This window comes from Erwinia sp. AnSW2-5 (assembly GCF_045107195.1).
Classification (GTDB): domain Bacteria; phylum Pseudomonadota; class Gammaproteobacteria; order Enterobacterales; family Enterobacteriaceae; genus Erwinia.
The window spans coordinates 319,042-342,481 of record NZ_JBJGXA010000001.1; the positions used below are offsets into that span (position 1 = coordinate 319,042).

Sequence of the window (23,440 nt, forward strand, 5' to 3'; positions counted from 1 at the left end):
CACTTAAAGTCGGTTGGGCAGTTTATAAACAATCGCGCGGTAGTATAAAGGCAAGCCTGTACCTTGGATACGTCCTTTTCAACAGACGATAAGGAGATCGCGAAATGGCTTTTCAGACATGGCAAGTCGGGCTGGATATTCAAAACGGGCAGCTCTGCGCCCTGGGCATCCAGCGCCGTCGAAACGGCTGGCAGCTACGCCATTGGTGGCAGCATGCGTTGCCGCAAGATACGTTAAGAAATGGCCTGGTGCAACGCCCGGACGACGTAGTGGCATTACTGCAACGTTGGCGTAAACACCTTCCTGCCCGCATTTCACTGCGGGTTGGCTTCCCCCCACAGCTCGTCATGCAGCGCCAACTGGCACAGCCTGCACTGCGATTACGTGAACCCGATCGTAGCCATTACATCACGGCGGCGGCGAGGCGATTTTTCCCAATAGCACCTGAAGCGCTGGCGCTGGATTACCGTTGTGGTGATGACGCTGACGGCGCGATGTATCTGACGGCTGCACGTCGGGATGCACTACAAAACTGGGTAGACTGCCTGCAACAGGCATCGCTGTCTCCAGACGTTCTGGAACTGACTCCGGCGGCGTTGTATGCGCTGGCTCGGGGGTTGTCGCTGGATACGTCCGCTGCGCTGGTACACCGCCTGAGCGATCACTGGCTGTGGTATGCCCCGCAGTCGGGTGTTCATGCCTGGGGTTGGTGTTCGCTGGAAGATGCTGCCGATTTTAGCGCACTCCAGCAGCGATACTTACAAGGCAGTCACTCAGTCTGGTACAGCTCTGCGCTGGCAGATGAGCGGCCGGAAGGTACCTGCGCGCTGTCGCCGCTGGCCGCAGTGCAGTGCTATCAACCGCCGTTGCCGGTGTATGACGGTGCTTTTGCGCTGGCAACCGGCCTGGCTTTACGCCCGGAGGATTGCTGATGGTATGGGTGAACTTATTGCCGTGGCGGCAGGTGCAATTGCAGAAACGCTGGCGCGTCTGGCGCCTGGCAGCGGGCGTGTTAGTGCTGGTGCTCTCCATGTTAATGCTGGAGGGGTATTGGCTGCGCAGCCTCAACCATCAGCAGAGCAGCACGCAGGGTTTGTGGAACGCCGCGCTGAACGAGGTGAAGGCATTGATCGGGCGTACACAGGCCGCACAGCAGCAGCTCAGCACCTTACAACGCCAACAGGACCACCTTGCTCGCCGCCAGCAGCAGATGGCGCAGTGGCGTGATTTCGCGCGTGCGCTCGGCCCGCGATTTCCACCGGATACCTGGCTGAACGTATTGCATAAAACCCGTAAAGAACTGGTGTTCCGCGGGGTGGCTGCCAGCATCCAGGAACTGCATCAGCTGCGTGACAGATTGCGGGAAATCACGCTGTTTAAACAGGTGAACCTGGGAGCCGTCCAGCGTGTTCGCACGGGCGAAATGACGTTCGATATGCAGGCACTACCGGACTTCTCATCTGGCGCTGGGGAATGATGTACCGCTGGCTGAACGGCTGGTTGCAAATGGCGACATGGCTACGGTTATGCAGTTTTTGTGGTGCTGCGTTGTTGCTGGCAATGCTGTTATGGGGCGCATGGCTGCGCCCGATACAGCAACAGCAGCAACAGTGGGAACAGCAGCATCAACAGCAGGCACAACGTTATCACCAGCAGTTGCAATTACTCCGTGCCATGCCCGCGCTGGTCGCCTTACAGCAGCAGACAGAACAGCTTGAGGCGCAGCTTGCCTCTGCCATTAGCCGCTCTTTTTCACTGTCCGACTTGCTCCACGCCAGTGGCGCGGTGCTGGAGTACTGGCACCCTTCCGGGCAGGGTGGTGAGCTATCGCTGACGCTGGACTGGTCACAATTTATTGCGTTGCTGGATTATCTTTCGGCGCTTCAGCCCACGCTACTCTCCTCCCAGTTCAACCTGCAACGTGAGGAACAGCAATTGCGCCTGGTCATGGAGTTAACGGATGAAAATTAAGCTGGCTTGGGGGTTGCTGCTGTTGATGTGTAACGGTTGGGCACGCGATCCTTTTTTTCCTCCGAACGTCCAGCGTTGCGCGCCAGCGGCAGAGGCTGAACTCACCTGGCGTTTATTGGGACTTATCGGCCACGAGGGCCGCTATAACGCATGGTTGGTTTCACCTCAGCATAAATTGCTCTGGCGTCAGCCTGGCGATCCCTTACCGGGCACGGACTGGCGCATAGCGGAGATTGATGCTCAGGCTATCACGATCACCACACTACAGAACTGCCAACCGTTGCGGCGGCTGGCATTAAAAGGACGACATAATGCTCAGGATGCTTTACCTGTGGCTGATGCTGATAAGCCCGTTATCAGCCAAACAGGCTCCCCTCTCTCTCGCTTTTGACGCGGCCCCGGTCGGGCAGGTATTACAGGCGCTGGCCGATTATCAGCAGCTCAATCTGGTGGTGGCGCCAGGCGTTGAAGGCACGCTTTCTCTTCGGTTGAAAGACGTGCCCTGGCAGCAGGCTTTACAACTGGTGCTAAAAATGGGGCGCCTGACGATGGAAAAACAGGGCAATGTGATGCTGGTTTATCCGGAGAGCTGGCAGCAAGAGGAAGAGCGCAAGACGGCCGCACGGCGTGACGCTCAGGAGCAGATGCTACCCCTGCATAACCGTACGCTTACCCTCCAGCATGCTGATGCCGCAGCGGTAAATGGCAGCCTGCAAAATGAGCGCGCCCGATTAATGACCGCGCGTGGCAGCATTACGCTGGATAGCCGGACCAACAGTCTGTTATTACGAGATACTGAAAGCGCCCTCGATCAGGCGGAACGCTGGCTGCGACAGCTGGATGTGCCGCTGGCACAGATTGAACTGGCAGCACACATCGTCACCATCAGCGAAGAGAATCTGCGTGAGTTAGGGGTTAACTGGGGGTTGAGTGGGTCTGAACAGGTGGCAGACGCGCTGCGTAGCAGCCAGCTTAGAGTGGATCTTGGCGTCAGTCGCCCGGCAGGCAGGGTGGGTTTGACGCTGGCAAAGCTGGATGGTCAGTTGCTGGATCTTGAGCTGAGCGCGCTGGAAAGAGAGCAGCAGGCCGAGATTATTGCCAGCCCACGTTTGTTCACATCTCATCAGCAAACCGCCAGCATCAAACAAGGTACGGAAATTCCCTATGAGGTCGCCAGCGGCAATAGTGGTTCGACCACTATGGAATTTAAAGAGGCGATGCTGGCGATGGAAGTCACGCCAGAAGTGCAGGCTAACGGTCGGATTTTGCTGAAACTGCATATTTCTCAAAATGTACCCGGAAAAAATATGCGAAGCGGTGAAAATGAGGTGCTGACCATCGATAAACAGGAGATTGATACTCAGGTGATGTTGCAGGATGGGCAGACGCTGGCACTGGGGGGCATTTTTCAGCAACAAAGCGCTACAGGGCGCACTAAGGTGCCTTTTTTGGGCGATATTCCCCTATTGGGGAGCCTGTTTCGTCACGATATCCGTGAACAGAAAAGGCGCGAATTGGTGATCTTCATCACACCGAGACTCATTCGTAGCGATTAATGCGATTTTTGAGGCAAACTGTAACACCTGCATGTTTTTTCCGGAATTGCTGACAGTTGGGTTTGACGCAAGGCCGGAATTAGCTTACAAGGTTTAGCGATTTTGAATTACGGGCCAGGTGCCCTTAGCAGCGAATGCTTTTTAACCGTTTTTTATCGCGCGCAACCGGCGTAGCCGATGCAACCACATCCGGCTGATAAATGAAGCGGACTGAAACGCGCCAAAATATTGCGTGCAATGGGCAAGGTAAATTTAATCGGTTGCCAAAACACCTTCAGTGTTGAGATAATTTTCATCTGACTCTCACACTATCGCTCATGAGGTTTCAGTTCATGTCCTGCCTGGTTTAAGGCGGGGTATCATCAACGAATTGTCTTAGTAATACCGAAAAAATGGCAGAGAAACGCAATATCTTTCTGGTTGGGCCTATGGGTGCCGGCAAAAGCACTATTGGGCGTCAGTTAGCTCAACAACTCAATATGGAATTTTTCGATTCCGATCAAGAAATTGAGCGACGTACCGGAGCGGATGTGGGCTGGGTTTTTGACGTCGAAGGCGAAGAAGGCTTCCGCGATCGCGAAGAAAAAATCATCAATGAACTCACTGAAAAGCAGGGCATTGTGCTGGCGACAGGTGGCGGTTCCGTCAAGTCGCGCGAAACGCGCAATCGTCTCTCCGCCCGTGGCGTAGTGGTTTATCTTGAAACGACTATCGAAAAGCAACTGGCACGTACTCAGCGCGACAAAAAGCGTCCGCTGTTGCAGGTGGATTCTCCACCGCGTGAAGTGCTGGAAGCATTAGCCGATGAACGCAATCCGATGTATGAAGAGATTGCCGACGTAACCATTCGTACTGACGATCAAAGTGCGAAAGTGGTGGCTAATCAGATTATCAATATGTTGGAAAAGAGCTGATTCAGGCTCTGACGGCCCACTTGTGGGCACAGCAAAAAAGGTGATACAGCGTCATGGAGAGGATTACCGTAACTCTTGGGGATCGCAGTTACCCCATTACCATCGCCGCCGGGTTGTTCGCAGATCCGGCTTCTTTTTGGCCGCTTAAAGCGGGCGATCAGGTCATGCTGGTAACCAACCAGACGCTGGCTCCTCTCTATCTTGACTCGTTGCGTTCACGCCTTGAAGGCGCGGGCGTGGTAGTCGATCAGGTGATCCTGCCGGACGGTGAGCAGTTTAAATCGCTGACCGTGATGGATCAGGTCTTTACCGCGTTACTGACCAAACCTCATGGCCGGGATACCACTTTGGTGGCACTGGGTGGCGGTGTGATTGGTGATTTAACCGGATTTGCCGCCGCCAGCTATCAGCGTGGCGTGCGCTTTATCCAGGTGCCAACCACGCTGCTGTCGCAGGTTGACTCCTCTGTGGGGGGGAAAACCGCCGTCAATCATCCGTTAGGCAAAAACATGATCGGGGCATTTTATCAACCTGTCTCGGTGGTGGTTGATCTTGACTGCCTGAACACTCTCCCAGCGCGTGAGCTCTCTTCCGGGCTGGCAGAAGTGATCAAATACGGCATCATCCTTGACGGTGAATTCTTCACCTGGCTTGAAAACAATCTGGATGCCTTACTGGCGCTGGATGGCACGGCGATGGCGTACTGCATTCGCCGTTGCTGTGAGTTGAAAGCCGAAGTCGTAGCGGCTGATGAACATGAGCACGGGCAGCGTGCGTTGCTGAATCTTGGGCATACCTATGGCCACGCCATTGAAGCTCATATGGGTTACGGCAACTGGCTGCACGGCGAAGCGGTGGCTGCCGGAATGGTGATGGCTGCACGCAACGCTGAACGCCTTGGTCAGTTCAGTTCGCAAGACACAGACCGTATTATCGCGTTGTTACAGCGTGCCGGGTTACCGGTGCATGGGCCAGAAAGCATGGCAGCGGCTGACTACCTGCCGCATATGATGCGTGATAAAAAAGTGCTGGCTGGCCAACTGCGTCTGATTCTTCCTCTGGCCATCGGCAAAGCCGAAGTGCGCAGCGGAGTGCCACATGATATGGTTCTTGCATCCATTCAGGATTGTCAAAAGCCATAGCGATTATCTGTAACCAGGTCTGCTGGTTGCTTTCTGACGTATAGCCGTTCACAGGGCTCGAACGGCATTGCCGCTCTATGGGAGGAGGTTAAATGGACGAGTTTAAACCGGAAGACGAGTTAAAACCTGACACCAGCGACCGCCGACCGACGCGGTCGCGCAAAACATCGTCTGCACCAAAAGTCCCTGTATCCCGGCAGCATATGATGATGGGAATGGGTATCCTGGTTCTGCTGTTGCTTGTGTTAGGTATTGGGTCTGCGTTGAAATCACCTGATAGCAGCAGTGCGAAACAGCCTGCAACGACGCCTGCGGCTAACTCAGGTGGTGATAAGAATATCGATCTCTCCGGGTCCTCTTCAATGAGCGGCCAGCCAGGCCAGCCAGCCACGTCTGAAACCAGCCCAACCGCGAATAATACTCAGCCGGATTCGTCTCAGAATGTGGGTGTTCCACCGATCTCCCCAACGCCGACAGAAGCACAGCCGGTGCAGACACCGCCAAATCAACAGCGTATCGAGCTGCCAGGCGATCTGAATAACGCATTGAATGACCAGCAAGGGCAGGTTGATGCGGCAGCGCAGGCGGGTCAGGGGCAGTCTTCATTGCCGACGGCGGCTGCTACGGTAGCACCAGGGGCAGAAACCCCACGCCCGGCGAACAATAAACCTGTTACGGCTCCACGCCCGACGGCGACGCACCAGAATAAACCGGTTGCGGCCCATACGCCTGCGGCCAGCAAGCCTGCGGTGAAAGAGAGCAAACCAGCTTCAGCAGCCAGTCAGATCGCGCCAGCCTCGCGTAGCGCAAGCACGCCGGGCGGTAACTTTACGCTGCAGTTGAGCAGTGCATCGCGTTCTGACACGTTGAATGCGTGGGCGAAAAAACAAAATCTGAGCGGCTATCATGTCTATCAGACCACGCGTAACGGACAGCCCTGGTATGTGCTGGTGAGTGGCTCTTATGCGACTTCCGGCGATGCTAAACGTGCTGTTGCCACCTTACCGGCAGAAGTTCGTGCTCAGAATCCCTGGGTAAAACCGGTTAGCCAGATAAAAAAAGAAGCGGGTAAATAACCCTTGCCGGGGCAACCCGGCGCATCCTTAGTGTGTGTGCGTGCCGCTGGCACGCAGAGCATTCAAAGCGCAGATATGCTGTCGGTGTAACCACAGCCTGATGAGTAAAAGTAATTAACGACAGCATGAAAAAAAATCGCGCTTTCTTGAAGTGGGCAGGTGGCAAGTACCCGTTGCTCGATGATATCCGACGCCACCTCCCAGAAGGGGACTGTTTAATCGAACCCTTCGTTGGGGCTGGCTCGGTATTTCTTAACACCCAGTACTCAAAGTACATTCTTGCAGACATTAACAACGACCTGATTAACCTCTATAACATCGTCAAAGAGCGCACAGATGAGTTCGTGGAAGACGTGCGCAGGCTGTTCGTTCCAGAAACGAATGATTCGGCGGTGTACTACACCTATCGCAAAGAATTCAATCTGTGTCGCAATGATTATCGACGTGCGGTGCTGTTTTTGTATCTCAACCGACACTGCTATAACGGCTTGTGCCGTTACAATTTGAGCGGTGAGTTCAACGTGCCATTTGGTCGTTACCGCAAGCCCTACTTCCCGGAAGATGAGCTTTACTGGTTCGCCGAACGGGCGCAGCAGGCGACTTTTGTCTGTGAGTCTTACGATGTTACGCTGAGAAAAGCGCAAAAGGGAGCGGTGGTATATTGCGATCCCCCTTATGCTCCGCTCTCCACCACCGCGAATTTTACGGCGTACCACACCAACAGCTTCAGTATGCGTGAGCAACAGCATCTGGTCGAACTGGCTACCATGCTGGCCAACGAGCACAGTATTACCGTGCTGATCTCGAACCACGATACGCCACTCACGCGTGAGTGGTACGAGGGGGCTATCTTGCACGAAATCAAAGTGCGTCGTTCGATCAGCCGCAGTGGCAACACGCGAAGTAAGGTCAATGAATTACTGGCATTGTATACTGGCCGGTGATGACAGCCTGAACGTCAGGCACAACCAGGGAGAAACGGATGAAACAGTTTTTAATTGCCCCATCAATTCTTTCCGCAGATTTTGCCCGCCTGGGCGAAGACACTGCTAAAGCACTGGCTGCTGGCGGTGATGTGGTTCACTTTGATGTGATGGATAATCATTATGTTCCCAATCTCACGATGGGACCGATGGTGTTAAAAGCCCTGCGCGATTATGGCGTCACTGCGCCGATCGATGTCCATCTGATGGCCAAACCGGTTGACCGTTTGATACCTGATTTTGCCAAGGCGGGTGCCAGCTATATCACCTTCCATCCCGAAGCGTCTGAGCATGTAGACCGCACGCTGCAACTGATTAAAGAGCATGGCTGCAAAGCAGGCCTGGTGCTGAACCCGGCAACGCCGCTCAGCGTGCTTGATTATGTCATGGATAAGCTGGATGTGATCCTGCTGATGTCCGTGAACCCGGGCTTCGGTGGTCAGTCATTTATTCCTGGCACGCTGAATAAATTGCGCCAGGTACGCAAGCTGATCGACCAGAGCGGCTATGACATTCGCCTGGAAGTGGATGGCGGCGTCAAAGCGGACAACATTGGTGAGATTGCCGCAGCGGGTGCCGATATGTTTGTTGCCGGTTCAGCCATCTTTGGTCATCCCGATTACAAGAAAGTGATCGATGATATGCGCACTGAGCTGGAGAAGTCTCGTCATGGGTCATTTCACTAACGTCCGCGCCCTCGCTTTTGATCTTGATGGCACGCTGACAGATAGCGCACCAGGATTGGCGAGTGCCGTTGATGGCGCGCTTACTGAGTTGAACCTGCCCGCGGCGGGTGTTGAGCGGGTGTCTACCTGGATTGGCAACGGGGCGGATATTCTTATCGAACGCGCCCTGACGTGGGCGCTGGGTCATGCCCCGCAGAGCGGCTTGCTGTCTGATGCGCGCGTGCTGCTGGATAAGCACTATGCACACAGCGTAGACGGCGGCAGCCTGCTGTATCCTGGCGTCAAAGAGACGCTGGCCGCACTGGCGGCGCATAACCTGCCAATGGCGCTGGTCACCAATAAGCCCACGCCGTTTGTTGCCCCGCTGCTGCAATCGCTCGGCATTGCCGACTTCTTCTCCCTGATTATTGGTGGCGATGATGTGGTAGCGAAGAAACCGCATCCTGCACCGTTGTTTCTGGTGTTGGGCAAGTTTGGCCTGCTGCCGGGAGAGTTAGTATTTGTTGGCGATTCGCGCAATGATATTCAGGCTGCGCAGGCGGCAGGATGTCCCTGCATTGGCCTGACGTACGGTTATAACTACGGTGAGCCTATTGCCACCAGTCAGCCCGACGTCACGCTTGATCACTTTAACGATTTGTTGCCCGCACTCGGGCTGTAATTATTCAGGACGGAAACATGAGCAAACCCATCGTATTTAGCGGCGCACAGCCTTCAGGTGAACTGACCATCGGTAACTATATGGGTGCGCTGCGTCAGTGGGTACAGATGCAGGATGACTATCACTGCATCTACTGCATCGTTGACCTGCACGCCATCACGGTTCGCCAGGACCCGGTTGCACTGCGTAAGGCCACGCTTGATACGCTGGCACTCTACCTTGCCTGCGGCATCGACCCACAGAAAAGCACCATTTTTGTTCAGTCGCACGTACCTGAACATACGCAGCTTGGCTGGATCCTGAACTGCTACACCTATTTCGGTGAGCTGAGCCGTATGACTCAGTTCAAAGACAAATCCGCACGTTACGAAGAAAATATTAACGCGGGTCTGTTTGACTATCCGGTGCTGATGGCGGCAGATATCCTGCTGTATCAGACCACTCAGGTGCCGGTAGGTGAAGACCAGAAACAGCATCTGGAGCTGAGCCGTGATGTGGCTTCGCGCTTTAACGCGCTGTACGGCGACATCTTTACCGTGCCAGAGCCGTTTATTCCTAAATCCGGCGCGCGCGTGATGTCGCTGCTGGAGCCGACCAGGAAAATGTCCAAGTCTGACGATAACCGCAATAACGTTATCGGCCTGCTGGAAGATCCGAAGTCGGTCGTGAAGAAGATTAAACGTGCAATGACCGATGGCGATGAGCCACCCGTCGTGCGTTACGATGTGAAAGAGAAGCCGGGTGTGTCGAACCTGCTGGATATCTTGTCGGGTGTGACCGGTAAGTCGGTTACTGAGCTGGAAGCCGAGTTTGCAGGCCAGATGTATGGTCACCTGAAAGGGGCGGTTGCGGATGCTGTATCAGCCATGCTCGGTGAGTTGCAGGAGCGTTATCACCGTTACCGCAGTGATGAAGCTTTCCTTGAGCAGGTGATGCGTGACGGCGCGGCGAAAGCGCGTGCGCGTGCGCAGGAGACCCTGAAAAAGGTCTATGACGCTATCGGCTTTGTTGCTCAGCCATAAAATCTGTTGAGCCTGACATACCAGGGCGATCGTGATTCACGGTCGCCCTTTTTATTTCCCCGCAAAAACCCCCACAAATTCCCTTCACTCACTCTGAACAGTGATAGGGTTAAAGCATCTTGTTGATAACGGAGGGCTTCCATGCAAGCTACATTACAGTGGATCAATCACGTTCGCCTGCCGGGGCGTGAAGGGCTGTGGCAGATTGAGATCCAGCACGGCAAAATTGTGAATATCGTGCCGCAGCCACAAACAAGTCTCAGCGGTGAAGCGCTGGACGCCGAAGGCGGGCTGGCCTTCCCTCCGTTTATTGAGCCGCATATTCATCTGGACACCACGCAGACCGCGGGCGAACCAGCCTGGAATCAGTCCGGTACGCTGTTCGAAGGCATTGAGCGCTGGGCAGAGCGTAAGGCGACGTTGACGCATGACGATGTAAAGCAGCGTGCGTGTCAGACGCTGAAGTGGCAAATCGCCAATGGTATTCAGCATGTGCGCACCCACATTGATGTTTCTGACCCCACGCTGACTGCGCTGAAAGCGATGCTGGAAGTGAAGCAGGAGATGGCGCCGTGGGTGGATATCCAGCTGGTGGCCTTCCCGCAGGAGGGGATCCTGTCGTACCCCGATGGCGAAGCGCTGCTGGAACAGGCATTACAGCTGGGAGCGGATGTGGTGGGGGCGATACCACATTTTGAGTTCACCCGCGAATACGGCGTTGAGTCACTGCACCGTACTTTCGCGTTGGCGCAAAAGTATCAGCGCATGGTGGATGTGCACTGCGATGAGATTGATGATGAGCAGTCGCGCTTTGTTGAAACCGTTGCGGCACTGGCGCACCGTGAACAGATGGGGCCGCGCGTGACGGCCAGTCATACCACCGCGATGCACTCCTATAACGGCGCTTACACCTCTCGCCTGTTCCGACTGCTGAAGCTCTCCGGGATTAACTTTGTGGCTAACCCGCTGGTGAATATTCACTTGCAGGGCCGTTTCGATACCTATCCGAAGCGCCGGGGCATTACACGGGTGAAAGAGATGCTGGAGGCGGACATCAATGTCTGCTTTGGTCACGATGATGTGTTCGATCCCTGGTATCCCCTGGGGACTGCCAGCATGTTGCAGGTATTACATATGGGAATGCACGTGTGCCAGCTGATGGGATACGAGCAGCTGGATGCAGGGATTAAGCTGATTACCACCCACAGCGCCAGAACATTGCAACTGAAGGACTATGGGATTCAATGCGGTAACAGCGCTAACCTGGTGATCCTGCCTGCGGAGAGCGGTTTTGATGCTTTACGCCGTCAGGTGCCGGTGCGCTACTCCATCCGTCATGGACGGGTGATCGCCGAGACGGCGCCCGCCACCAGCGTGATCCATCTGGATGAGAGTGAAAAGGTGGATTTCAAGCGATAAAGCGACGGTAGGGGCTGCCTTTTCTTCCGGTCGCCCCGTAGCGAGGATGTGTACCTAAATTCGGGCAGACCGGAAAAGAAGGTCTGCCCCTAAAGATACTTTTTAATGTGAACCCATATGTCCGTGCAGCTTGTGCTTACTGACGAAGCCCAGCAGCAGACACATCACAAAGACCACGGCATACAGACCGTTAGCGGTTGCCAGCGCCGCGTGTGCGCCGCCTTTCTCTACGATCGGGCCAGTGACCACGAAGGTCAGCATGGTGCCGACGGTGCCGCAGGTCAGGATGAAGTTCACCAGCTTCGGCGAAGCGACCTTGGTCTGCAATGAACCCAGCGTGATGATAGTGGTGTAGATAGCGCTGGAGAAGAAGCCCAGGCTCAGCATGATCCACTTCAGCATCGAGGCATCCGTGGTGGTGATAAACCAGTACATCAGCGCCGTCGCGGCCAGTGCCAGCACGGTGAGAATGCGCTGCGGATCGAAGAAGCGCAGAATGGCACTGAACGCCCACATACCAATCATATACGCGGTCCAGAAGTTACCAACCAGCCCCCCGGCCTGGCCGATATCCATACCCATACTTTTGGTGGCGTACTGTGGCACCCAACCAATAAAACCAAGCTGACCGAGGATGTAGCACAGTGCCGCGACAGCCAACAGGCCCACGCCCACGCCCCATTTCTCTTTTACGACAGGCTCACCTCGGGTGGCTTTCTTGCCCAGCACCGGGAATTCAAAGCACAGTGCCAGAACAAAGATGGCGACATAGATCACGCCGATGCAGGCGTAGACCCAGTACCACGGCAGTGAGCGCGCGAGAATAGCGGCCGCAATAATCGGGAAAATGGTCCCCGCCATGCTGAAGAAGGAGTCGGTAAACAGCAGGCGAGAGCCACGCTGACGTCCTTCATACAGATGGGTGATCAGGAACGTACCGATGGACATGGTGATACCACTCACCACCCCGAGCACAAACATGCACAGAGAGAAGACGGTGAGGCTGTGGCTGTTCATCAGGCCCAGCACGGCCAGTACCATCAGCACAAAGCCGAAGATAAGCTGGCGCTTCAGTGGCACAATTTCCATCAGCCAGGCGTTAAGGAATACCGCCAGCAGGATACCGGCGTTCAGGAAGGTGAAGGTATTACTCATCTGTGCCACGGGCAGCTGGAAGTAAGCAGCAATATTCTCCAGCACCATACCGGTAACGATAACCACAGCACCGGTCAGCGCATAAGAGAAGTAGCTGATCCAGGTAAGCCCAATTCGATTGCGATTTGTCATAGTGGAAACCTGTTTGAAAGAGAAATCATCGGGCGGAATGCCCGTGGTAAACGGGAGAAGTTTAACGATATTCGTGATCTGCTTAAATCTTTAATGAAATGAATATCTTCATATTTCATTCATAACGTGATCATTATCACCATTCGGACTTCTCTTAGCCGGGTTGCTTCAGGATGTTTGCAGCGTAAATAAAGGTAAAACGCTGGCGCGTTGGTAAGTGCCTCTTTACAATCAGCGTTGTTTTTATGGTTTGTTGCACTCAGTAAGGAATCTTTCATGTTGAAACGTACTTTGACCGCAGTGGCGACCGTTCTCGCCCTGTCGACGATCTCTGCCTCCGCTATTGCCGCGAAGGGGGACACGCATGTGCTGCTGACCACTTCCGCCGGTACTATCGAACTGGAACTGAACAACCAGAAAGCACCGGTATCGGTGACTAATTTTGTGGATTACGTGAACAGTGGTTTTTATAACAACACCATTTTTCACCGCGTGATCCCAGGTTTCATGTTGCAGGGCGGGGGATTCACCGCCGACATGCAGCAGAAACAACCTAAACCGCCGATTAAAAATGAGGCAGATAACGGCCTGTTAAATAAACGCGGTACCATCTCAATGGCGCGCACGGCTGAGAAGGACAGTGCCACCAGCCAGTTCTTTATCAACGTGGCGGATAACGCCTTCCTCGATCATGGTCAGCGCGATTTTGGTTATGCCGTCTTCGGTAAAGTGGTGAAGGGAATGGACGTGGCCGATAAGATCGCCCAGGTTCAGACGAAAACCTTTGGCCCTTACCAGAATGTACCGGTGACCCCGGTGGTCATTCTGTCTGCCAAAGTACTGCCATAATTCTCTAATGGCATTCTGTCAGGGCCGTCTGCTGGCGGCCCTGCTGTAACGAGCCCACCATGCTGCTGCTGATCGACAATTACGACTCCTTCACCTGGAACCTCTACCAGTATTTTTCTGAGCTGGGGGCCGAGGTGTGCGTACGCCGCAATGACGAGATCACGCTCGCTGAGATTGACGCGCTGGCCCCGGAACATCTGGTGATCTCCCCCGGTCCCTGCACGCCCACTGAAGCCGGCATCTCTCTTGAGGCTATACGCTACTTCGCTGGAAAATTGCCTGTTCTTGGCGTTTGTCTGGGACATCAGGCGATCGCGCAGGCCTTTGGCGCCCGCGTGGTGCGTGCGCGCAAGGTGATGCACGGCAAAACATCAGCGATTGAACACCGTGATGGCGGTGTGTTTGCCGGGCTGAATCATCCACTGACCGTGACCCGCTATCATTCATTGATTGTGGAAAACGGCAGTCTGCCCGCTGAATTTGAAGTCACCGCCTGGACCCTGCATGAGAATGGTCAGCCTGATGAGATCATGGGCTTCCGCCACCGCACGCTCGCGCTGGAAGGGGTGCAGTTTCACCCGGAAAGCATCCTCAGTGAGCAGGGGCATCAGCTGCTGGCTAATTTCCTCAAACGCTGATTAACGTTTGCCTTTGCGTGACTTTTTATGCATATTTTATGACTATATTTTCATATCCCTGAAAAGAATAAATGGCGAGGTAGTGAATGGCGGCGGAAAAATTAGCGGTAACACGTGCAACGTTCGATGAGGTTATTTTGCCTGTTTATGCACCAGCACAGTTTGTGCCGGTCAAAGGCAAAGGCAGCCGCGTGTGGGATCAGCAGGGAAAAGAGTACATCGATTTCTCCGGCGGTATCGCGGTTACCGCTCTCGGGCATTGCCATCCGGCGCTGGTTGAGGCATTAAAAACCCAGGGTGAAACCCTGTGGCATACCAGCAACGTCTTTACTAACGAACCTGCGCTGCGTCTGGCGACCAAGCTGATCAACGCGACTTTTGCCGAACGCGTATTCTTTGCTAACTCCGGCGCGGAAGCGAACGAAGCGGCGTTTAAGCTGGCGCGTTACTACGCCACCAAACGTCACAGCCCGTTCAAAAGTAAAATCATTGCCTTCCATAACGCCTTCCACGGCCGCACGCTGTTTACGGTGTCCGTGGGCGGTCAGCCGAAGTATTCCGATGGTTTCGGGCCAAAACCTGCCGATATTGTCCACGTGCCGTTTAACGATCTGGCTGCGGTCAAAGCGGTGATTGACGATCATACTTGCGCGATTGTGGTCGAGCCGATCCAGGGTGAAGGGGGCGTGATGCCCGCGACACCAGAATTTATGCAGGGGCTGCGCCAGCTCTGTGATGAACATAATGCGCTGCTGGTTCTGGATGAAGTGCAAAGCGGTATGGGGCGCAGCGGTAAACTGTTTGCCTATGAACATTACGGCGTGCAGCCGGATATCCTCACCACAGCCAAAGCGCTGGGCGGTGGTTTCCCGGTCAGTGCCATGCTAACCACCAACGACATTGCCTCGGTCATGGCGCCTGGCGTGCACGGCACTACCTATGGCGGCAATCCGCTGGCCTGTGCAGTCGCTGAAGCGGCGCTCGATATCATCAATACCCCAGAGGTGCTGGAAGGTGTGGAAGAGCGCCGTCAGCTGTTCGTTGATGCGCTGCAGGCGCTGGATGCTCGTTTCGATCTGTTCAGCGATATTCGTGGCAAAGGCCTGCTGATGGGCGCGGAGCTGAAACCTCAGCACGCCGGTAAAGCGCGCGATATTCTTAACGCGGCGGCAGAGGCCGGTGTGATGGTGCTGGTCGCCGGAACGGACGTGATGCGTTTTGCGCCTTCACTGGTGATTGAGCCAACTGATATCGCCGAAGGTATGGCACGGTTTGCGACAGCGGTCGAAAATGTTCTGAAATAAGGCCCGTTTCTACGTTTTCGATTTACGTAGTCGTCGGGATAGCCAGCGGCCATGATGTGGGCGCTGGCTCCAGGTCAGGGACGAAATGGTGTGCATCACGCTGAGGTGACCCAGAATACGCTTCACGTGTCGTTCCATGATGGTCACGGGTCCCTGATGGAAATCCTCGGGGGCATCCAGTACATTGCTGCCCGAGTCCGGCCCGTCATACTCCAGACGCTGCTGACAGCGTTGCAGGGCAATTTCGCAGGATTGCAGATAGCGCTCTGCCAGCGTTGGCGTCAGCATGGTATGTTCCCGCGCCAGAATCGTCATGGCGTTGATATGCTCAACAATAAACTGGCTGTGGGTGACCCACAGCTGCATATCGGCCAGGTAGCGTGAATTAAAGCCCGGTTCCTGCATCGCCTGATGCAGTGAGTTAAACAGCGCATTGTGCGCCTGATTCACCCGCATCCGCTGATAGGCCAGTTTCTCCGCATCCTGTTCGCTGCCCAGCAGCTTCTGTAATGCCTCCTGATAGGTCTCCAGCGCATCGTGCGCATTCTGGCGCATCAACCCACTCTGCCACTGTGGCCACAGCCAAATCATGCCGCCAAAGGCAATCAGACAGCCCATTAGCGTGTCCATTAAGCGAGGCAGCAGGAACTGCGCACCGTTTAGCGACAGCAGTTGCAGCGTATACACCGCCGTGACGGTGAATCCCACGGTGGCCCAGCCATAAAACTTACGGATAAACAGGTAGCTCACCAGGGTGATCAGCAACATCACCAGCAGCACCCAGGATTCCGGGGCATGTAAACCGAGTGTGGCAGCGGCAATCGCCAGCCCGGCCAGCGTTCCCAGCGCCCTGTGCTGGATACGGACGCGGGTAGCGCTGTAGCCGTTGAGGCTGACAAACATCACCGTCATCAGGATCCAGTAAGGTTTCGGCAGATTGAAGAACAGGGCCAGCGAACTGGCAAAGGTCAGCATCACGGCGAAGCGTGCGGCGGTACGCAGGGCAGAGGACTTCAGCGACAGATAGCTTTTCAACGCAGGGAACAGCGGCAGGCGGCGCTGGCGGTCAGCCATCAGGTCGCGACGGTACAGCGGATGCTGGGTGCGTAGCACGCGGGCGATGCGGCTGAAGTGGTAGTAACAGAAGTTACCGACCGGATTATCGGGGTGCTGACGGGAGATTTTCTCCAGTGCCTGAAGCTGTTTTTCCATCGTGAAACGTTCAGGGAAGCGGTGGTAGAGGATATCGTCAGCCAGTACCCGCAGGCGGGTGGCAATCGTCTGCGCATTCCAGCGGATCACCGCCTCGGCGTGGCTCTGCTCCACCAGCTTTTGCACTTCCTCCGGCTGGTGCAGGCTAACGGCAATATGCTCCTGCAAATCCAGTGCGACCTGAAATGCACGCGTCAGACGCTGATAATGGCTGTCGCGACTGGCGGCCAGCATATGCATCTGCTGGTAACAGGTGTTAATCAGGTCGACGGCTTTCTGCTGGCGGACCAGCAGCGGCGGCAGGGCGGTTTGGGGATCGGTCAGCTGGGTTAACAGGCTGTATTTCGCTTCGCAATAATCAGCCAGTTCATGATAGAGCAGGCTGAGGGTTTCGCGCATCGGCTGCTCTTTCCACAGCCAGAACCAGAACCAGTTAAATGCGCCATACCAGACGGTGCCGAGAATAAACAGCAGCGGTGGCTGCCACATGGGCATGCGCCCGGCCAGGCTGAGTGTGAAGATAGCGGCAATCAACGATGCCGGAAGCAGGCGCGCGTGCAGCGGGCTGATCTCACCAGTCACGCCAAGCAAGAGTGCCATGACCAGCAGGATCACGGGCAGTGGCACCGCTTCGGCCCCGGCGTACTGAATCAAAAAGCTACTGAAGGCAAACAGGCAACCGCCGACGATCAGGCGTTTAAAGAAGCGTTTGTGCGGGGTATCAAGGCCGGCATTATTACAACAGGCGGGGACTAATGAGAACAGCAGGCCATTTTGCAGGTTGCCCAGCATCCAGCCGATCGCCACGGGTAAACAGAGCACCAGCGTTTGCCTGAGTGCGTAGTTAACTTCCGGGTGATAGATAATTCTCCGCCACATGAGCCACACCAAATAAAAAACGGCGCGACTGAGGGTCGCGCCGTGGGTTCAGAGCCGGTTAACGAGTGCCGTAAACAACAATGGTTTTACCATGTGCGGAGATCAGGTTCTGATCTTCCAGCATTTTCAGAATACGACCCACCGTTTCGCGGGAGCAGCCGACGATCTGGCCGATCTCCTGACGGGTGATTTTGATCTGCATTCCATCCGGGTGCGTCATGGCATCCGGTTGTTTTGCCAGATTCAGCAACGTCTGGGCAATGCGTCCGGTCACATCAAGGAAAGCTAAATTGCCCACTTTCTCTGATGTCACTTGCAGGCGACGCGCCATCTGTGAAGACAGGCGCATCAGAATGTCAGGATTCACCTGAATCAACTGACGGAATTTTTTGTAGGAAATTTCAGCCACTTCACAGGCTGTTTTCGCACGTACCCACGCACTACGCTCCTGACCTTCTTCAAACAGGCCCAGTTCGCCAATGAAGTCGCCCTGATTGAGGTAGGAGAGGATCATCTCTTTGCCTTCTTCATCCTTGATTAACACCGCTACCGATCCTTTAACGATGTAATAGAGGGTTTCCGCCTTCTCACCCTGATGAATCAGAGTGCTTTTGGATGGATATTTGTGAATATGGCAATGTGACAGGAACCATTCGAGTGTAGGGTCTGTTTGCGGTTTGCCGAGAACCATTCGCTGTTATCCTCTGTTGTAATCGTGCCTAAATATACCCTGAATTCTGCGTCCTTCAGAGGCGTTGCCGCTGAACTGAAACACGAAATATTTGTGGGTATCAGGGTATGTATCCCTGCAAGGCGTTGAAATATTCAAGCGTTCCCATAGGAAAATTATACGGGCCTCTGTTAAGAGCATGGCTCGTGCTGTCGTCCCGTTTTTACCGTGCATTGTTATGCCAGTAAAATATTGCAGCTTCGTTTGTAGCACAGCTTTACAAGACTGTCTTCTGTTGTCTCGCTTCAGCATAGTTCTAAAACGGCAGCGTTGCCGTTTTTGTTAGTGCAGCGTACTCTGCGGTAACTGAATCAATGAGAGGATTTTGTGATGCAAGCACGCGTTAAGTGGGTTGAAGGGATGACGTTTTTGGGCGAATCCTCATCCGGCCATCAGGTTTTGATGGATGGTAATGCCGGGGATAAAGCGCCCAGCCCGATGGAAATGGTGCTGATGGCGGCTGGGGGATGCAGTGCTATTGATGTGGTGTCTATTCTGCAGAAAGGCCGCCACGATGTTGCTGATTGTGAAGTCAAACTGACCTCGGAACGTCGTGAAGAGGCACCGCGAATTTTCACCCATATTAACCTGCACTTTATTGTCAGTGGCAAAGCGCTGGGCGATAAAGCGGTGTCACGTGCGGTCGATCTCTCTGCTGAGAAATATTGCTCGGTGGCGATCATGCTGGGGAACGCAGTGAAAATTAGCCACAGCTTTGAGGTTATCGACCTCGCCTGATTCAGGTGAGCTGCTTGCATGCCTGACGGATTAGCATCAGCAAGCGCTGCGCGCTGGCGGTGAGTGGAGATTGCTTTGGCCACACAGCGGCATAGTGCAGTGAAGGGAGCGCCGGGATGGCGAGTGCCCGCAGTGTGGAATTAAACCGGATCAACAGCGGGTGTGGCAGCAACATAAGATAGTTTGCCTGCTGCACCAGCTGTAACCCGTGCGAGAGTGAATGCGTATAGACAGGCGGCTGCTCCAGCTGTTGAAAGAAAGTCGCCAGATGCGCGTCCAGCCTGACGGCCACCTCGCTCTCTTCTCCGGCGAAAAGCCACTTACTCCCTCTCAATTGTTGCAGATCGTTCGTCTGTACCTGCGGGTGATGTCGGTTCGCCACAACATTCAGTGAGGTCTTAAATAACGGTTGTATCGCCAGCCCGTCCGGTAACACCTCAGGTTGCGGAGAAACCGCAAAATCGAGTTCACCCGCTAACAGCTGAGAGGGCAGGCTGCGATCCTGGACATACAGGCGGGTCAACGGCAGCTGCTGATGGAATTGTTCCAGTACCTCAGGCAGCACTGTCAGTGACAAAATGTCATTCAGTGCCACTTTCACGACGCTATGTTGCGTGTGGAGAAAACGGATTTCATCACCTGCCCGTTTTAACTCCTCAAGGATCCTCCGTGAGCGCACGACAAACAGCTGGCCGCTTGGCGTCAGCGTAATGCCCAGCGGACTGCGCACGAACAGTGAGGTTTCCAGCATATATTCCAGCTCTTTTAAGGTCCGGCTGATGGCGGGCTGAGATTGTCCCAGCATGCGTGCTGCGGCCCGAATACTGCCCTGATTGACCACTTCCTGAAATATCCGTAGCTGCTGCATTTTTGGTAAATACCGCATATTTGCTCCTTCCCTGATGCCCGGCCGTTATCACCACACTAAAAAATTCATCTTATGTTGCTGCCTTAAATCCACGATGTTGTTAAGCAGAGTCTGCTTACCTGCATGGCGGTGCAATACTTTTTTTAAATGTGGTTAATGGTAATTCAATGATTTTTATCAGTTATTAGGGGAGTGACTAATGAAGATTACATCACGTTTTCTGACGCTGTTCCTGCTATTTACGGGCTATGTACTTGTCTATATAGATAAAACAGTGATTGGGTTTGCTCTGTTGCCGATACGTGATGAGTTTCACCTCACGCCTCAACAAGTGGGTTATATCAGCGGCATCTTTTTTCTGTCCTATGCATTATCTCAGTTCCCAGCAGGGTGGTTAAACGATCGGCTGGGCTATCGGCGTGTGCTTATCCTTTCCCTGTCAATAGTGGCACTGTGCGCGCTTCTGTTTGGCTGGCTGGGTACCAGTCTGAGCCTGCTGATGGTATTTCGTTTTATGGCGGGGATCGGGCACTCAGGTTACCCCAGCGCCAGCGCAAAAGCCGTCTCATCAAATTTCGCTGTGCATCACCGTACGTTTGCACAATCGGTGCTGCTTTCCACAGCGGGATTAGCGATGGCCGTCGGGCCTTTGCTGGCGGTATGGGCACTCCATCGCACTGACTGGCACCATGCATTTCTCATTCTGGGAGGGCTGGTCGCGATCGCGGCGGTCAGTATGGGATTGCTGTTACCTGCGGCGGTCCTCCCCCCTGATGGTACGCCCCGCATTGCCCGTGCCAGCCTGTGGCATAGCCTGCGCCAGCCGCTTTTCTGGCAACTTTTCATGGCAAATTTTCTGATAAATATCCCGTTATATAGCTTACTGAGCTGGCTACCGAGCTTTCTGGTGCAGCGCGATCATCTGGATCTCCCGACTATTGGCGGAATCATGAGTCTCTCCGGTATCGGATGCTGCTTGTCATCACTGGCCAGTGGCTGGTTTGTCGGGCGTTATATGGCCGGGCGTGAGCCTTGGGTTATTTGTGTTGCCACGTTGGTGGCTGCGGTTGCCATGATGGCAGTCTATGTCTGGGACTCGACGATGGTGACGATGTGGATGTTGTTCCTCTGCAATATCGCCATGATCTGTGCATTTGTTACCTGCTTCACTCTGCCAATGAAGCGTTTTCCCCCTGACATGATCGGTTCTGTTATTGGTTTATTAAACGCGGGTGGCGTGCTGGGTGGCTTTGTTGGGCCGGTCGCGATGGGCTATTTACTGGCGGCTGGAGAGGGGAGTTATCTGACTTCTTTCCTGTTTCTCATGTTATCGACCGTGCTGGCGGGTCTGATCCTTCTTCCCAACCAGCAGGGGCAATGTTGTCAATCAATCCAGGAGTGATGATGAATACCAGGAATTTGATTAAGGATGTCGAATCAATGGTGCTGCAATGGCGCCGTCATATTCATGCTAACGCCGAGCTTTCTTTTCACGAGCAGGGCACGGCAGATTACGTGGCGGCTGAACTGGCAAAATTTGGCCCGCTAACGCTCACCCGACCCACGCCGAATAGCGTGATTGCTGAGCTTGCCGGGCCGCATGGCGATCGCTGTATTGCATTGCGTGCCGATATGGATGCGTTGCCGATTGAAGAGCTGAATCAGGAGCCATTTACCTCGCGCAATCGTGGGGTGATGCATGCCTGCGGACATGATGCTCATACGGCAATGCTGATGGGGGCTGCATGGGTGCTGTGCCAGCAGCAGGAGAAGATCGTCGGTAAAGTTCGCTTTATCTTTCAGCATGCGGAAGAGGTGCCGCCGGGCGGGGCCAGCGAGCTGATCACACTCGGTGTACTGGAAGACGTATCAATGATCTTTGGTCTGCATGTGTTTCCTGGCTTGCCCACCGGGCAGGTCGCGATAAAAGAGGGTGTATTCAGCGCGGCGAGCGATAACTTCGATGTGATCCTGCAAGGTAAAGGTTCCCATGCGGCGATGCCGCAGCAGAGTATCGATCCGCTGGTGATGGGCACGGGTGTGGTTCAGGCGTTGCAACAGATCGTGTCACGCAGGCTGGATGCTAACGATGGGACCGTGCTGACGGTGGCGAGTTTCCTGGCCGATGGCGGTTACAATGTGATCCCCGATAAAGTCCATCTGCGCGGTACGTTGCGCACACTAAGCCAGCACAACCGCAACGCGGTGCCGAAGATGATGTCGCAATTGCTGGATGGTATGACGCAGGCCGTTGGGGGCAGTTATGCGCTGAAATGGACACCGGGTTACACCACAGGCGTGAATCACCCAGAAGCCTGCCAGATAGCGAGGGAGATCGTGATTGCCATGCAGGGGACAGAGGCGTTACAGAACATGCATCATCCGATGTTCGGCTGTGAGGACTTCTCTGCCTATCAGCAGGTGGTGCCGGGATGCTTCCTGTGGGTTGGGTCTGGCAATAAGAAAAAAGGGGCCTGCTGGGGACTGCATAACCCTCATTTCCGTCTTGACGAAGATGTCCTGAAAATTGGCGTCAGCCTGCATGTTGGCATTATTCATCACCTGCTGATGCAGTAACTGCGTTTGCCCGGAATGGGGTCAGCCGATTTTTTTCCCTTCAATCAGGCGTTTGACCAGTGGCCCCATAATCAGCTCCATCGCCAGCCCCATTTTTCCACCCGGCACCACCAGGGTTTTGATATGGGAGATAAATGAGCCCTGCAACATGGAGAGAAGATAGGGGAAATCGATATCTTCCAGCCCCTGGAAGTGGATGACGACAAAGCTTTCATCCAGAGACGGGATACCGCGTGCCGCAAAGGGGTTAGAGGTGTCCACCGTGGGTACGCGCTGGAAGTTAATATGGGTGCGGGAGAACTGTGGCGTAATAAAGTTAATGTAGTCCTCCATTGATCGCACCACAGAGTCCATGACGGCTTCACGTGAGTGACCGCGTTCACCGGTGTCGCGCACCAGTTTCTGAATCCACTCCAGGTTAACGATCGGCACTACGCCTACCAGCAGGTCCACTTTGTCTGCCACATTGTGCTGTGGCGTCATGACACCGCCGTGCAGCCCTTCATAAAACAGAACATCAGTCGGTTCAGGCAAGGGCTGCCAGGGCGTAAAGGTGCCCGGCACCTGATTCCACGGCACCGCTTCATCATAGGTGTGCAGATATTTGCGGGATTGTCCGGTGCCATTTCGGCCATATTCGCTGAACGTCTTTTCCAGCAGGCCGAAATCATTGGCTTCAGGGCCAAAATAGCTGACGTGCTTTCCCATATCGCGCGCTTTGCGGATCGCCATATCCATTTCCGGGCGGGTAAAACGGTGGAAACTGTCCCCTTCGACCTCGGCTGCACGCAGATCTAACTGCTGAAAAATCTTCCTGAACGCCAGGCTGGTGGTGGTGGTTCCCGCCCCGCTGGAGCCGGTGACGGCGATGACCGGATGTTTGGCTGACATGGCGTGCAACTCCCTTCAATAGATCGGACGGACGGAT

The 23,440-nt window shown here is 54.6% G+C and carries 24 protein-coding genes; 19 read left to right on the forward strand and 5 right to left on the reverse strand.

Features of this window, described 5'->3' with window-relative positions; genetic code table 11:
* The first annotated feature begins 104 nt into the window (after nucleotides 1-104).
* From pilM to ACFL9S_RS01420, 13 genes are all read left to right on the forward strand, one after another.
* Nucleotides 105-932: a pilus assembly protein PilM gene (gene pilM / locus ACFL9S_RS01360; protein ID WP_405259876.1), complete on the forward strand. Its 828-nt coding sequence runs from the start codon at nucleotides 105-107 to the stop codon at nucleotides 930-932.
* Entirely contained in the window at nucleotides 932-1,477 is a 546-nt protein-coding gene (locus ACFL9S_RS01365) for a PilN domain-containing protein (RefSeq protein WP_405259877.1), read from the forward strand. The genes pilM and ACFL9S_RS01365 overlap by 1 nt, the downstream gene beginning before the upstream one ends.
* Nucleotides 1,474-1,971, forward strand: coding sequence for a hypothetical protein (locus tag ACFL9S_RS01370; RefSeq protein WP_405259879.1), 498 nt, complete (start codon nucleotides 1,474-1,476; stop codon nucleotides 1,969-1,971). The genes ACFL9S_RS01365 and ACFL9S_RS01370 overlap by 4 nt, the downstream gene beginning before the upstream one ends.
* Nucleotides 1,961-2,362 carry a HofP DNA utilization family protein gene (locus ACFL9S_RS01375; protein WP_405259880.1) on the forward strand — a complete coding sequence of 134 codons (402 nt, stop codon included), beginning with the start codon at nucleotides 1,961-1,963 and terminating at the stop codon, nucleotides 2,360-2,362. Before ACFL9S_RS01370 ends, ACFL9S_RS01375 begins: the two co-directional genes overlap by 11 nt.
* Nucleotides 2,283-3,527 carry a DNA uptake porin HofQ gene (hofQ, locus tag ACFL9S_RS01380; RefSeq protein ID WP_405259882.1) on the forward strand — a complete coding sequence of 415 codons (1,245 nt, stop codon included), beginning with the start codon at nucleotides 2,283-2,285 and terminating at the stop codon, nucleotides 3,525-3,527. Before ACFL9S_RS01375 ends, hofQ begins: the two co-directional genes overlap by 80 nt.
* Nucleotides 3,528-3,919: 392 nt before the next feature.
* Nucleotides 3,920-4,441 (forward strand): shikimate kinase AroK, encoded by a 522-nt coding sequence (gene aroK / locus ACFL9S_RS01385; protein ID WP_048917675.1) that lies wholly within the window; start codon nucleotides 3,920-3,922, stop codon nucleotides 4,439-4,441.
* A gap of 53 nt (nucleotides 4,442-4,494) precedes the next feature.
* Nucleotides 4,495-5,583 (forward strand): 3-dehydroquinate synthase, encoded by a 1,089-nt coding sequence (gene aroB, locus ACFL9S_RS01390; protein WP_405259883.1) that lies wholly within the window; start codon nucleotides 4,495-4,497, stop codon nucleotides 5,581-5,583.
* A 92-nt stretch (nucleotides 5,584-5,675) separates the two neighbouring features.
* On the forward strand, nucleotides 5,676-6,659 hold the full coding sequence (locus tag ACFL9S_RS01395) for an SPOR domain-containing protein (RefSeq protein ID WP_405259884.1): 984 nt from the start codon (nucleotides 5,676-5,678) through the stop codon (nucleotides 6,657-6,659).
* A 125-nt stretch (nucleotides 6,660-6,784) separates the two neighbouring features.
* A complete protein-coding gene (gene dam, locus ACFL9S_RS01400; RefSeq protein WP_405259885.1) occupies nucleotides 6,785-7,603 on the forward strand; it encodes an adenine-specific DNA-methyltransferase in 819 nt (272 codons plus the stop codon).
* Nucleotides 7,604-7,641: 38 nt separating this feature from the next.
* Nucleotides 7,642-8,328, forward strand: a complete 687-nt coding sequence (gene rpe / locus ACFL9S_RS01405; RefSeq protein WP_405259887.1) for a ribulose-phosphate 3-epimerase — start codon at nucleotides 7,642-7,644, stop codon at nucleotides 8,326-8,328.
* The gene (locus ACFL9S_RS01410; protein WP_405259890.1) at nucleotides 8,312-8,989 is read left to right on the forward strand and encodes a phosphoglycolate phosphatase; all 678 of its coding nucleotides are present in this window, start codon (nucleotides 8,312-8,314) and stop codon (nucleotides 8,987-8,989) included. Before rpe ends, ACFL9S_RS01410 begins: the two co-directional genes overlap by 17 nt.
* Nucleotides 8,990-9,006: 17 nt before the next feature.
* Nucleotides 9,007-10,011, forward strand: coding sequence for a tryptophan--tRNA ligase (gene trpS, locus ACFL9S_RS01415; protein ID WP_405259891.1), 1,005 nt, complete (start codon nucleotides 9,007-9,009; stop codon nucleotides 10,009-10,011).
* Between the two features lie 141 nt (nucleotides 10,012-10,152).
* Nucleotides 10,153-11,430 carry a cytosine deaminase gene (locus ACFL9S_RS01420; RefSeq protein ID WP_405259892.1) on the forward strand — a complete coding sequence of 426 codons (1,278 nt, stop codon included), beginning with the start codon at nucleotides 10,153-10,155 and terminating at the stop codon, nucleotides 11,428-11,430.
* Nucleotides 11,431-11,532: 102 nt separating this feature from the next.
* On the opposite strand, the gene tsgA is transcribed toward ACFL9S_RS01420, so the two are convergent.
* Complete coding sequence (tsgA, locus tag ACFL9S_RS01425; protein WP_405259895.1) at nucleotides 11,533-12,717, reverse strand: MFS transporter TsgA; 1,185 nt, start codon at nucleotides 12,715-12,717, stop codon at nucleotides 11,533-11,535.
* Nucleotides 12,718-12,993: 276 nt separating this feature from the next.
* Between tsgA and ppiA the strand changes: the two genes are divergently transcribed.
* The 3 genes from ppiA (at nucleotide 12,994) to ACFL9S_RS01440 (ending at nucleotide 15,508) form a co-directional block, all read left to right on the forward strand.
* The gene (ppiA, locus tag ACFL9S_RS01430) at nucleotides 12,994-13,566 is read left to right on the forward strand and encodes a peptidylprolyl isomerase A (RefSeq protein ID WP_405259897.1); all 573 of its coding nucleotides are present in this window, start codon (nucleotides 12,994-12,996) and stop codon (nucleotides 13,564-13,566) included.
* A gap of 59 nt (nucleotides 13,567-13,625) precedes the next feature.
* Nucleotides 13,626-14,204, forward strand: a complete 579-nt coding sequence (locus ACFL9S_RS01435; RefSeq protein WP_405259899.1) for an aminodeoxychorismate synthase component II — start codon at nucleotides 13,626-13,628, stop codon at nucleotides 14,202-14,204.
* 86 nt (nucleotides 14,205-14,290) lie between these two features.
* Complete coding sequence (locus ACFL9S_RS01440; RefSeq protein WP_405259901.1) at nucleotides 14,291-15,508, forward strand: aspartate aminotransferase family protein; 1,218 nt, start codon at nucleotides 14,291-14,293, stop codon at nucleotides 15,506-15,508.
* A 9-nt stretch (nucleotides 15,509-15,517) separates the two neighbouring features.
* On the opposite strand, the gene ACFL9S_RS01445 is transcribed toward ACFL9S_RS01440, so the two are convergent.
* Nucleotides 15,518-17,599, reverse strand: coding sequence for a YccS/YhfK family putative transporter (locus tag ACFL9S_RS01445; RefSeq protein ID WP_405259902.1), 2,082 nt, complete (start codon nucleotides 17,597-17,599; stop codon nucleotides 15,518-15,520).
* A gap of 58 nt (nucleotides 17,600-17,657) precedes the next feature.
* The gene (gene crp, locus ACFL9S_RS01450) at nucleotides 17,658-18,290 is read right to left on the reverse strand and encodes a cAMP-activated global transcriptional regulator CRP (RefSeq protein WP_000242758.1); all 633 of its coding nucleotides are present in this window, start codon (nucleotides 18,288-18,290) and stop codon (nucleotides 17,658-17,660) included.
* Nucleotides 18,291-18,659: 369 nt separating this feature from the next.
* Here crp and ACFL9S_RS01455 point away from each other — a divergent pair, with 369 nt between their 5' ends.
* Nucleotides 18,660-19,067 (forward strand): OsmC family protein, encoded by a 408-nt coding sequence (locus ACFL9S_RS01455; RefSeq protein ID WP_405259904.1) that lies wholly within the window; start codon nucleotides 18,660-18,662, stop codon nucleotides 19,065-19,067.
* A 1-nt stretch (nucleotide 19,068) separates the two neighbouring features.
* Here the strand turns inward: ACFL9S_RS01455 and ACFL9S_RS01460 are convergent, their stop codons facing one another.
* Entirely contained in the window at nucleotides 19,069-19,953 is an 885-nt protein-coding gene (locus ACFL9S_RS01460) for a LysR substrate-binding domain-containing protein (protein WP_405259906.1), read from the reverse strand.
* A gap of 181 nt (nucleotides 19,954-20,134) precedes the next feature.
* Between ACFL9S_RS01460 and ACFL9S_RS01465 the strand changes: the two genes are divergently transcribed.
* Nucleotides 20,135-21,337, forward strand: a complete 1,203-nt coding sequence (locus tag ACFL9S_RS01465) for an MFS transporter (RefSeq protein WP_405259908.1) — start codon at nucleotides 20,135-20,137, stop codon at nucleotides 21,335-21,337.
* A gap of 2 nt (nucleotides 21,338-21,339) precedes the next feature.
* The gene (locus tag ACFL9S_RS01470; protein WP_405259910.1) at nucleotides 21,340-22,512 is read left to right on the forward strand and encodes an amidohydrolase; all 1,173 of its coding nucleotides are present in this window, start codon (nucleotides 21,340-21,342) and stop codon (nucleotides 22,510-22,512) included.
* Between the two features lie 21 nt (nucleotides 22,513-22,533).
* Here the strand turns inward: ACFL9S_RS01470 and ACFL9S_RS01475 are convergent, their stop codons facing one another.
* Nucleotides 22,534-23,403 (reverse strand): phosphoribulokinase, encoded by an 870-nt coding sequence (locus ACFL9S_RS01475; RefSeq protein ID WP_405259912.1) that lies wholly within the window; start codon nucleotides 23,401-23,403, stop codon nucleotides 22,534-22,536.
* Between the last annotated feature and the right edge of the window lie 37 nt (nucleotides 23,404-23,440).